The organism is Chromobacterium sp. S0633 (assembly GCF_024158805.1).
Lineage (GTDB): Bacteria > Pseudomonadota > Gammaproteobacteria > Burkholderiales > Chromobacteriaceae > Chromobacterium.
On record NZ_JAMZGH010000081.1, the window covers coordinates 1 to 11,441 of the forward strand.

The 11,441-nt window shown below is 48.0% G+C and carries 7 protein-coding genes; 4 read left to right on the top strand and 3 right to left on the bottom strand.

From position 1 onward, the window contains the following. On the top strand, positions 1–892 hold an 892-nt coding region (locus NK214_RS24295), incomplete at its 5' end, for a contractile injection system tape measure protein (RefSeq protein ID WP_253315725.1). Between the two features lie 231 nt (positions 893–1,123). Here the strand turns inward: NK214_RS24295 and NK214_RS24300 are convergent. The 3 genes from NK214_RS24300 to NK214_RS24310 form a co-directional block, all read right to left on the bottom strand. Next, on the bottom strand, positions 1,124–6,703 hold the full coding sequence (locus NK214_RS24300; protein ID WP_253315726.1) for a putative adhesin: 5,580 nt from the start codon (positions 6,701–6,703) through the stop codon (positions 1,124–1,126). 156 nt (positions 6,704–6,859) lie between these two features. Further along, positions 6,860–7,453: a Pvc16 family protein gene (locus NK214_RS24305; RefSeq protein WP_227106132.1), complete on the bottom strand. Its 594-nt coding sequence runs from the start codon at positions 7,451–7,453 to the stop codon at positions 6,860–6,862. Between the two features lie 12 nt (positions 7,454–7,465). Further along, positions 7,466–9,529 carry an ATP-binding protein gene (locus NK214_RS24310; protein WP_235085354.1) on the bottom strand — a complete coding sequence of 688 codons (2,064 nt, stop codon included), beginning with the start codon at positions 9,527–9,529 and terminating at the stop codon, positions 7,466–7,468. 308 nt (positions 9,530–9,837) lie between these two features. Between NK214_RS24310 and NK214_RS24315 the strand changes: the two genes are divergently transcribed. The 3 genes from NK214_RS24315 to NK214_RS24325 all read left to right on the top strand — a co-directional run. Then, positions 9,838–10,161 (top strand): phage tail protein, encoded by a 324-nt coding sequence (locus tag NK214_RS24315; protein ID WP_253315727.1) that lies wholly within the window; start codon positions 9,838–9,840, stop codon positions 10,159–10,161. After that, positions 10,158–10,289: a phage tail protein gene (locus NK214_RS24320; protein ID WP_227106129.1), complete on the top strand. Its 132-nt coding sequence runs from the start codon at positions 10,158–10,160 to the stop codon at positions 10,287–10,289. The genes NK214_RS24315 and NK214_RS24320 overlap by 4 nt, the downstream gene beginning before the upstream one ends. A gap of 34 nt (positions 10,290–10,323) precedes the next feature. Continuing rightward, positions 10,324–11,441, top strand: a 1,118-nt coding sequence (locus NK214_RS24325; RefSeq protein ID WP_253315728.1) for a phage tail sheath subtilisin-like domain-containing protein, incomplete at its 3' end; no start/stop codon positions are given.

Sequence of the window (11,441 nt, forward strand, 5' to 3'; positions counted from 1 at the left end):
GGTGTTAAACGAGCCGGCCCGGCAAGCGCTGGCGGCGCGCTCGCCCGAGTGGCGCCAGGCGCTGAACGAAACCAGCCGGTTGTCTGCCGCGATGCTGACAGACCTGGCCGCTTACCTTGCTGGCGCTGCGCTGGCGCCGCACTTGAGTGCAGCCTTGGCTCAAAATCCCGAACACTGGCTATGCAGTTGCTGGGCGGAGGCGAGCGACGACAGTCGGATGGAGCTGGAACGGCTAGCCAACCATGCTCCCGCCGTAGCGCGTCTCAGGGCGGTGTTAAACGAGCCGGCCCGGCAAGCGCTGGCGGCGCGCTCGCCCGAGTGGCGCCAGGCGCTGAACGAAACCAGCCAGTTGTCTGTCCTCTCCCCCCGACCATCAACGGTATCAAGCAAAACGTCTCTACCAGTAGAAAATATTGGTTTGATCCTGCTTTGGCCCTTGCTGCCGAGTAGGTTTCAGCAATGGGGGGTGCTGGAAGGCAAGCGGTTTGTCGGTCCAGACGCACGGAGAAAAGCCGTCTGCTGGCTGGATTGCTGGCTGTGGCAGGACGAAGGAGGCCTTGATGTACGCACACTCTTCACTAAATGGCTGTGTGACTGGCCAATTGACTACTTGCTTTATCCTCAGGAAATCCTGCCCGCCGACGTTGCTGCGACTCTGGACGATATGCTCGCCAGCTTGCTGCGGCAAACTCCCAGCCTGCATCGCTGCAGTCCACAAGATGTTCGCGCTTGGTTTTTACTGCGGTCTGGCGAGTTATGGCAAGAGGATGACATATGGCATCTGCGGGTTGTCCCGGAGCCATGTGATCTGCTGTTGCGGGATCTACCTTGGCCGATCACCTCAATCCCTCTGCCCTGGCTGAAGACCCCACTACAAGTAGAGTGGCTATGATAAAGGTATTTAAGAACGTGTGCACGCCCCCCTGAGTAGCATTTCCATAAATGTCAAACGAATGGATGGTGGGCTTGAATTTGCCAGAAATCTCTACTTTTCGCCGCTACGTTTTTGCGGAAGGAGTGAATCTGCTCTTCTTCATGTCCGTCATTCTCCTTCAGTGACGGACTTCTCTCAACTTATGATTGGTAAGGCCTAAGGGGAGCAGATCATTACCGGCACCTGCCATCAATCACCTTGTGGCAGGGGGCGTACATTAGGGATGGTGAACTTTGTCCCCACCTCAAGTTTTTGGTTTTCAGCATCGGTTACGTTCTTTGGTATATTACCTTTATTGAATTGATAAAATTGTCTAATATTATCACTTGTGCGGTGGGGGAATTTTTCCAAGAACAATCCATAAACATCATAATAAGATTGGTTCCCATTAGTCAAATAATCACCACCGGCCACCATCACTGAAGAGTCATTATTGTTTTCTATTGCCTGCTTTGTTTCTTCCATTTTCTGGTTCTGATTCGACCCCTCCCCCTCCTTTTCAACCTCTACGGGAACTTCAACATACGAATCGAAGCGTTTAGTCTCCGGACTCCTTCTAAAGACCAAATATACCGGATCCATAGACTCACCGCCTTGACCACCGCTAGGATCAATTGATTTTGAATCGCTAGTATGATTTCCAGAATAACCGTTAGGAGATGATGGGGGACGAGCAAAAAGCGGACCTTCAACCGTAGAATAAGTTGGCGATCGCCTGCCATATGGGGATCGGCATGCCAAAATAACAATTTTATCATACTGTTGAAGTCTTGGATTTGTAGATAATTGATCTAAAAGCCTTCCTAACGGTACAGTAGATCCAGGATTGATCGTTATAACATCCCCTGCCGACCCCGGCGTTTTACTATCTAAATAATGGAGTCTATCAACGCCGTTAACAAGAATGCCCTGATGCTCCTGCTCACTAGTTCCATTCTTTTTAAAATGGGTATAATCGTAGTTTCGTAATTCTCCGGGCTTTGCTGTCCCCTTAGATGCTTTCTCAGGGTTGTTCGATACCATGTGAGCTACCTGCTGGCTCGCATCAGTGTTACTTGGATTTCTAATAGGGTGTAGCGTGTAGCGCTCAGCATCAACCGAAGTAAAAGGCTTATAATTTCGAGCATTCAATAAGTCTTGATCAGGACGCCCCGCTCCCATTTTATATCCATGCGGTACTTTAAAAGAAACAGTCTTCCCTTGAGGGACTGGAACTGTTCCCGACGGAGGAACTTTATGAAACCCGTTACGATCAAAGTAATAAAATGGAATTGTTGCGTTAGGTTCATAAGCACCGTGCGCATCAAGGTAAAGTGTCTTTGCTTGCGAACCTTCTGCAGAGATGAGACTAATATCATCATTAATTCTTTCAATACCAATATTTTTCCTACTCGTAGAAGCAGAAGATTTGAATATAATGCCATTCTCTATAGGACTGTTGTTAGAAGAACTGTTATCACCAGCCCTTCGCCCCCCCCATTTTTTACCGCGAGCATCACTGCCTAACACATTCGCTACTCTATTTAATTTACCATTTGCCTTATTTACATTTTTTAGCAGCGTATTAGCATCAGAAATATCCCCTGGCAAAGACAGCATTGCCCCTGTCGCAGCCCATTTAAGCTTCTCATCCTTTGCATTAGGATCATCTTCCTGAACTGCGTCCATCACATCCAAAAATACCGAGGCACCGCTAGCCCCCAGCCCAGCAAGCGCTCTCATTCCTGCCGAGGGAATACCCATTGATAAAGAATTAACGCCTTGCAATACAATTTGTCCAATTTTCGCCCCTGCCTGAACATAGTACTCTCCACTCGAATAGACATACGCATCCACATTGGAATAATGTGTACTGCGCTGAGTTTTCTCCAAATGACCGGCCAATACACTCAGGGACTTACCGTCCGATACAATTGGCTCAAACTGATAGGGCTCAACCCATGTTTTCTCTACCGTCCAACGCATGGTCGGCCCTGGAGCAGGACCTATCCGCGGCATTGTCTCGCCAACCAGTCTCTCTTTCTTTTGGAAAGCGGACAGATCACTTTCATTTTTCCAATGATGCAGCAGCGCTTTTTTCGGGAAGGTTGGCTTTAAAAAATCAAATACTTCTTTCGCTTTTTCGGGATGAACAAGCTGACTCTTATCTACAATAAGATACTGCGCCCCCTCGCTTGGATTCGATTTTATCAATATTATTTTTTCAGGGTCATTCAATGGAATGGCAAACACACCATCTAGAGTATAATCTTTAAATTTTACAGATAATGCTTTAACCTCACCTTTAAGAAATCGATCTACCGCAACATATGCCTCTGAACCAGGCCCTTCTTTCTCCGCAACCTTTGACAAAGCCTGCGCCACATTCTGAGAGATAATTTTCTCACGCGCACCTATTGATTTATCATCATTAAGTTTTTCTTTATCCCTCTCAAGCTCAGATTCTATTTTTTTAGTCACAACATAAGGATAAGCCGTCAGCGCCCCTTGTGGCCTATCAAAAAGAGTAGCTATTCTATCATCAGGCCAAATGAAAACGAATGCACAATTTGGGTTCTCACGCAAATGCAACCCAACAGCAAGTTGACGAATAGTGTAATGTTTAGTGGTCGTTACAGTTTGACCAGTGCCAAGATGCACAGTTATGCGGACTTCAATTTTTTTGTCTGGCTTTACTCCATGTTCACTAACTGACTTCCCTCCCATTGCTTGATCAATATCCTTCTGAATCACTTCATCAATTCTGTTAGAAACATTCACCTGATTCGGATAGCCAACTTTATACAATTCTTGCTGCGCAGTAAAAGCTTTTTCCGCATCTGCCACATCCTTTACTTCCCTTTCCATTTTTAGTGAATTCTCAAATAAAAATTTATTGATATCATCTTTCAATGGCAAAAATTCGCTAGGATATTCAACCTCATCCAGAGGATCATAATAAGCAATAAGCTGTGACCCTTTAACAGTATATCGTTTTTCCACTGGTGGTTCGCTATCATTTCCTTCAGTAGTTCGCACAATTACAAAACTTGCTGTGGCCATATTCAAACCAAGCCTCGCAGCTTTCATTTTTATATCTCTACTAAATGTTGCCGTACGCGAATTTTTTTCTCTCACGCCGTATTTATCATTTAGATCTTCTATTTTTCCATCACTCCCTGCCACCCCCTCCTCCCTGCGCGGACTCCGTCTGTAAACTCTCTTCACCAACGCATTGGGTGTAACATGTTCCTCACTATTACTTTTAATACTTTGGCCATACTTCCTTATGCCCTTGTAAGGCACCATAAACATCGCGTCTAGTGGCACATCAAAAAACATACTCGTCTTTGAGTCCATTTTTATTACTCTACTCTTTGCACCCTTCACCAATCTATCATATATGGCATCGACCGTATTTTCGCTCGATATTACATACCTGTTATATGCCGTCGCCCCCACCATCAAGCCTCCACCCACGGCATATTTCATCACCCCAGGCACAGGGGTAGTAATCAACTTCAAACCCAGCTGACTTAATTTTTTCACCAGCAGGTTACGAATGGCTTTATATGGCTTATCCTGCCCAGGCAGGATATAATTACTTGCCTTGTTGACTTTGTAGGGAATCATTATTGATGCTTTCAGAACTTTATAAGGCATTCTAATAACGTTAGACAGACTGAACATGGCCGTATCTATCGCTTGTTCAAAACCTAACTCCACAACTAGGCGTGTCGTGCCTCGCGTTGTCCTTCTTTGCCCCCAGCGCACAATAAACTCAACCAGACTCTTTTCCAATGCGGCATACTCATCAGCACTCATCGGCAGCTTCAATTCATCATTATGCGCGTTCTCAACCTCTCCCGCGAGTCGAGTAGCCAATAAATACCCCTTAGGATCTCCCGATGAGACGGTACCCTTAAGCAAGCCATGCTCTCTCAGTCCTGCCAACATTATTCCCGCGTCGGGCATTAGCCAACTTTTGCTCCCCCTTTCTTGGGCAAGACTTGCCCAGTACTTGGCAAGCCGGGCACCCCGTGAGTTGTCATCTAATGGCTTACCAGTCAGTGAGGCGGACTGGGTTGATATCTTTTCTTTTACTTTCGTCGAAGACAACGACGCCCGCTTAGCCCAACATTTGATATCGGAAAAATCTGGCGGCTGCCGTTCAGCTGATATAATGACATTATTTAACTCCACCACAGACTGTGCAAGCCCATCGGTAATTTCAGGCAGAAATTTACTCATCTCCAACCCTATATACTCAGAATGGCCTGAGGCATCAAACTGCTCATTAATCATTTTCTTTATAGCATTAGAAAATTGGTGATTAATTTCATCTTTAATATTTTGTGCAGCATCGCCCACACTATTTTGATTGCGACTAAACCGCCTCACTATCTTACGCGCACTAGCAATATCACTATCAAACAACTGGCCAAGTACGACTAGTTTCGCTGATGTTTTATTTTCAGGCCTCTCTTGCTCGTTGTATGCTTGCACCCACCCTATTACCTGAGCATCAAGGTCTGCGTCATTCTGATGATCACTCGCTATCGCCTCATGATTAGTGCCATGCACATCCAATATTCCCGCTATTTTTTTTAGCTCTTTAGCTTTCAATAAAATCGCCTCGCTGGCTGACTGAATTTTTATTGCCGGCTGCTGACATTGCCACAAAATACTTCTTATGATGCTATCAACCATGACAGCTTCGGGTGTCTTGCTTCGCCGTTCTCCCCGGTCAAGCTGCCTTAAAGCCATAGTCTTTATGATGGCTGCGCGCGACGTTCCCTCTTCAAATTTCTTCCCAACCCATTTCCTAAGGGTGCCTTTTTCACTCTTTCCCTCCCCTACCTGTTTCGTTTTCGGAACAGCGGATGAATCTAACACTCCCTCCTTACTTGATTTTGACACCTTCCCATTCAACTTCGATAGCACGTCAGAGAAAGACTGAAGATACGCAGCTACCTTACTAAAAAAGGTCTGCGCGCTACCCGACAGCTCACGAGCATTCTTGTTTGCTTTTGCTGCCGCACGACGGGTAGCCGTTATCAGTGTCTCGAAGAATACCGCTTTGTCTGCCTCCTTAGATGCCACTCTGCCGCTCACTAGCTCTGACCAGGGGGAGTTGCCATCGATATCCGCCTTCATCCTCTCTAAAGCCTGCGCCACTGCCTGTTCATCGTTTGAAGCTATCGCGTTGGTAGCCTCTGTAGACAGTTCTTCTTCCACCGCCCTCTTTAAGTTTTCTGCTGTGCTATAGTCGACAACCGCACCCAACGCCTTGGCAGTGCGAAGCAACGCTTGCAGTGTTAACTCTAGCCGTCTCACCTGTGACTGGGCCGTAGCCCTGCCCTCCAGTTTGTCAGCCCTGCCTTCTCGCGAGTGGATACACATGCTGTTGGTCACCCAATCCTGAAGCGTCCCTCCCGAAAGCACTGAGATAAACCTTTCGAGTTGTTCAATTTGCGTCAGCAGCCACAGCTGATCTTCCCTTTTGGCATAAATATATATACGGGATTTGATAGTTGCTACGACGTCTTCTAACTCTGGTAATAAATCAGGGTCAACTTCCGGTATCTGGCTATTATGGCCCTTTTCTCTAAATTCTTGGGCCTCTTTCAAATGCTCTTGGGCGATAAACGAGAAGAACGTCTCTACCTGCCGCCACGAGGGCGTACCACTCACCTCACCCTGATACCAATCCTCATCGCCATTCTCTATCTCATCTTCTTGGGTAGTTTCTTGTTGGGTAGTTTCTTGAAGGTGGTCATGACCAGGCATAAGAATTATCTCCAGCAATAGGCGAAGAAGCTGTGAATAAAACAAATACAAGAAATATCAGATAGCATCTACTGAACTGCCCATAAAGAAGGAATTTCTATAGGAGCGGGCTCAGCCCAACAATGGCTCAAGAGCATCTAAAGAGGCTGGGACGATTCATTGCTCCTTCGGGGCCACCATCAACTCATTGCTTTGGATAGGAGCATAGGTCTCTTGAGCATCCCTCAAAGTCACCGCGACCGTTGCCGAGAAATTTAAACATAGCCTTGGCTTATTGCCCAATGCTTGCCAAAAATTGCTTAATTCGTTTAGTTTATTCGGCGTAATCACACGAATGTAGGCACCAGGCATGCCATTTAACTCGCGATTATTGATCAAAGCATTTAGCACCCAATTCAAGGCTGTCATCGCTGTGCTGGCAGCCCTAGCCTGTGGGCCTTCGCATTTATCGCCAATGGACTGCTCCCAATAAGTCACCAAATATTCGCACTTAATATTAATATAGCCTGGCGACATCGCCATGCCCATGAACTGGCGAGCGATGCCTGTACGCAGCTCCAGATCTTCCTGAATGGCATACATAAACACACTCACTGTCGGAGTTGCCGGCGGCGTCTCCGGGTCAGGAATATCAAAACAGACCTCGACCCCATCTGGCAAGTAGGCTTGTATCGCAGCTTCCACGCACTTATTTAACTCCAACAAGGTTTCATCACTGGAATACATGGGCCAAGATAGAGTGGTATTCATTTTTTTTCCTGATTAACGGGCAAGTTGGCCAGTTTTCGCAAGCTCACGCTTGAGCGCATGCTGAATATGTGACATGCCAATTCGTGGCGCACCTTCACTCACAGCCAGCCAAGCTGCGGCCAGCGCGATGTTACTGATATTCGCACCGGTAAGCTCCGCCATTGAGGCAAGTTGCTCAACATTAATATTGTCGTCCAACGAAGCCTGTGCAGGCCAAATGGCCTGCCATAAGCGAACACGAGTAGCATGGTCCGGATAGTCAAACTTAAGGATAAAAGTGAAGCGGCGGCTAAAGGCTTGATCCAGATGCGAACGATTATTGGTGGACAAGATTACCAAGCCAGTGTGTGCTTCCATGCGCTGCAATAAGTAAGCCACTTCGATATTGGCATGCCTATCCTTGGCCTCCTTGACTTCACTACGTTTACCAAATAATGCGTCAGCCTCATCAAAAAACAGCACACCGCTGTCGAGAGCTGCCATATCAAAAATACGAGCCAGATTTTTTTCTGTTTCGCCGATGTATTTGTTGACTGCTGTCGAGAGGTCTACTTTGATCAAATCCACCCTCAGCGCATCAGCCAGAACTTCAGCTGCCATGGTTTTACCCGTGCCAGATGCACCATAAAACAGTGCACTGATGCCCACACCATAGTGCCGCTTGTCGCCAAACCCCAAAGCCAACACGTGTTCACGATGCAAAATAGCCGCGCGTAACTCAGCCAAATGCTGCTGCAATGCCGCCGACACAATCAAATCATCAAAACTCCTCTTGGGTTCGATCCGCAGCGCCAAATCACCGAAGTTTTGCTGACTACGCCAACGAAAGGCTTGGTGCAAATCAGCCTGACTAAGGGCACCGACCGGATAGCGCTGCCTACGATACAGCTCGGCCTCTTGCAAAATAGGTTCTATCTTGGAGACTACCGCAGGAAAGCGCTGAGCCAATGAGGTCAAATCCACATCATCGTCCAAAGGAATATCCGCCAAGCATTGGGCCAGTAATGCTCTGTCCTGATATAGATCACGAGCCGGCAACTGGAGCACCCTATGCGGTATATCACCCAGCCAATACATCGGTGATGACAGACCCTGTAATATGATCACAGGTTGCGCATAATTATCTGCCTGTAGGCTTAGCAAAACGCTTAATTCTGGCCGTTTCTCCGCCTGCTCTGGTAAGTGTTTTAAAATCAGGCAACCCGCGTACAACTGCACCTCACAAAAAATCGCGGTCACCAAGGATGGAGGGACTCTATCGTTCCCCATCAACTTAGCCAGGTCCCACTCCAACACTGGCATACCCAACACTTGCGCCGCAGCAGCCACCAACACAGCACGCCCACTATCAGGCAAGCCCTTCAACACCAAACATGCGCCAGGAACAAGGTTCTTTTTCAGCTGTGCCAAACTAGAAGCCATCGTAGTCGCAAGATGATGTGATGCCGTGACCCAGCGGCAACTTTGCCTTAAAAGGATCGGTAAATAGTCATGGCCAATCAGATAATGATAAATTCGCTTATCGGCCCTAATCATGGTATTGGAATTAACTTGCGATGAATTGTTACTGCCATGTGATAGCTGTAGCAACCCTTGCCGTACCAACGCACCATCCGGCAATAGCGATGCCATATGTTGGACTTGCTCCAAACGTGACGGGCAGAGGACATCCAAGACGAGTTGTACAGTAGGATGGTTCATATTGCTATTACCCTGCGCTTGAGCAAACCAATCTAGGTAACTCATATTCACATGTGGCAACAATGCCAATAGCAATACATCCCGCTCCAGTGAAGTCAGGCCAAAACGTTGCACCAACTGCCCTAAACGGCCATGGGCTACCTCTTCATCCAACAACGCTGGCGGCGGGGGTGCCAGTCTGGATTGCAGTTCTTCAGGAGGCGTGTCTTTTAGATTGCAAGCCCACTCATCCTGTGCTGAATCGGATTCTTGCTGTAACTGCCGTATGCGGGTTTGCAGCTGCGTGTCGATGCGCTGCAGCTGTGCCATCAGGCAAACATAGTTATGCTCGACGTGACGATCCAAGGCATAGAATTCGGGTAGGAGGTTGCTCATTAGGAGAATACTCATAGAGAACGAGAAAGGTCATGAACCTATGGCATACGCCCCAACTCAATGGCATTGACCACGTTTATTATTAGTTCAGGAATTACAAAAATAAAATAGGAACTTACGGGGAAGGGAGCGGGTCAGGAGCATCCAACATGAAAATCTGAACTTGCCTTTGTAAAACTATAATCTATAGTGCAGCGAATTAGGTATGCATAATTATTATGAAACCCGCATCCAACCACTGTTTGACATGCGTTATTTTTACTTCCATAAAGTATCGATCCCTCTCAACTAGGTAAAGGTTAAAAGCAATGGCAACCAGCACCGAGCAGATCGCAACCGCCTACCCCACTCCCACACACCGTTACCATATCAGCATAGGTAACGACGAGATGGCCTTCACCGCCGTATCCGGTATGGAAATCTCCCACGAAACCATCGCTTACAAGGATGGCTTGAGCGGATTATTCTACATGCCAGATCAGATCGCACCCGTTAACATTTCCCTCCTGACGAGGCGTGATCAAGGGGAAAAGTTAACTCGACGACTGAATTCACTCCACCTCTCTCAACCAAGTGGAGAAATAAAGATATCCTCATCAGCCTCACCAACGAAGCTGGCAACGAACTGTTGATTACCTGGAACGTCGCCAATGCCTTTCCCACCAAGCTGACCGCCCCCAGCCTAGACGCCAGCAGCAACGAAGTAGCCATTGAAGAGCTGGCACTCATGGCCGACGCCGTCACCATTCAGTTCCACTAACCCCACTCTCTACAGATACTGAAAGTGAACCGCCATGACCACTGTCACCAGCTATCCCGGTGTATATATCGAAGAGCTGCCCAGCCAATCCCTGTCCATCGCCAACAGCTCCACCGCCGTGCCGGTTTTTCCCGTGGCACGTGCGCATGACAAAGATAACCATAATGCGGAAGAAAACCCCAACGCCGCGGCCAATATCGCGAATGGGGTACCTCGCCTGCTCTTCCCCAAGACCACCCGTATCAACTCCTGGTTGGACTTTACCAAAGCGTTAGCTTATCAGCCCAAGGTGGCGGCCTCCCTCCAAAAGACAAAACAAAATAAGGCGGTTAAAACCATCGACAAGCCGACAGAGGCTACCCTGTACGACCCCAGTAATCCACTTCACCAATCTGTGAAAAGCTATTTTCTCAATGGGGGTGGTTATTGTTATCTGGTTCCAATAAGGAGCACACTCAGCGATAGCGTGGAAGGGGCCGTTATGGTTGAGTTGGAAGACGGGGACTTTACCTCGCGTGTTCAAAGACTGGAAGACGTGACCTTACTGGTAGAAGCTGGCGTGGGGATGCCATGGCCAGCAGCAAATGCCAATTCCCCTATCGGTCCTGGCGGGAACTACCTGGCTCAAGACAAAACCATTTTTGAAACGGCTGTAAATTTGCTGTGCATCCCCGGCAACAGCCTGTTCGCCATTTTGGACGGTCCACAAAAAGAACTGACGCCTAATACCACCCTGGATAGCAGGACTGCCTTTACCGCATGCTACTACCCCTATCTGCGGGCCGATTGGGCCACGTTTCAAACCACCTTGTGCGATATCCCGCCCAGCGGTGCCGTGGCGGGGGCATATTGCCGAAACGACCGAGAGCGCGGTGTATGGAAGGCACCAGCCAATGTGGCGCTAAACGGCGGCCTAGTTCCTCTGTTCAAAACCAGTGATGATTTAAACGGCCAATTCAACCCAGAAGGGCTGAATTTCATCCGCGAATTCACAGGCCGTGGCACGTTGATCTGGGGTGCCCGCACCCTCACAAACAATACCGACACTGAGTGGCGCTACATTCCCGTACGCCGATTGTTCAACAGCGCCGAAAAAGACATCAAAACCACTATGCGGTCCATGGTGTTCGAACCCAACAACCATGCCACCTG

Excerpts from the sequence above, each read along its gene's own strand:
- NK214_RS24300 (WP_253315726.1), bottom strand. The coding sequence starts at position 6,703 with ATGCCTGGTCATGACCACCTTCAAGAAACTACCCAACAAGAAACTACC.
- NK214_RS24305 (WP_227106132.1), bottom strand. The coding sequence starts at position 7,453 with ATGAATACCACTCTATCTTGGCCCATGTATTCCAGTGATGAAACCTTG.
- NK214_RS24310 (WP_235085354.1), bottom strand. The coding sequence starts at position 9,529 with ATGAGCAACCTCCTACCCGAATTCTATGCCTTGGATCGTCACGTCGAG.
- NK214_RS24315 (WP_253315727.1), top strand. The coding sequence starts at position 9,838 with ATGGCAACCAGCACCGAGCAGATCGCAACCGCCTACCCCACTCCCACA.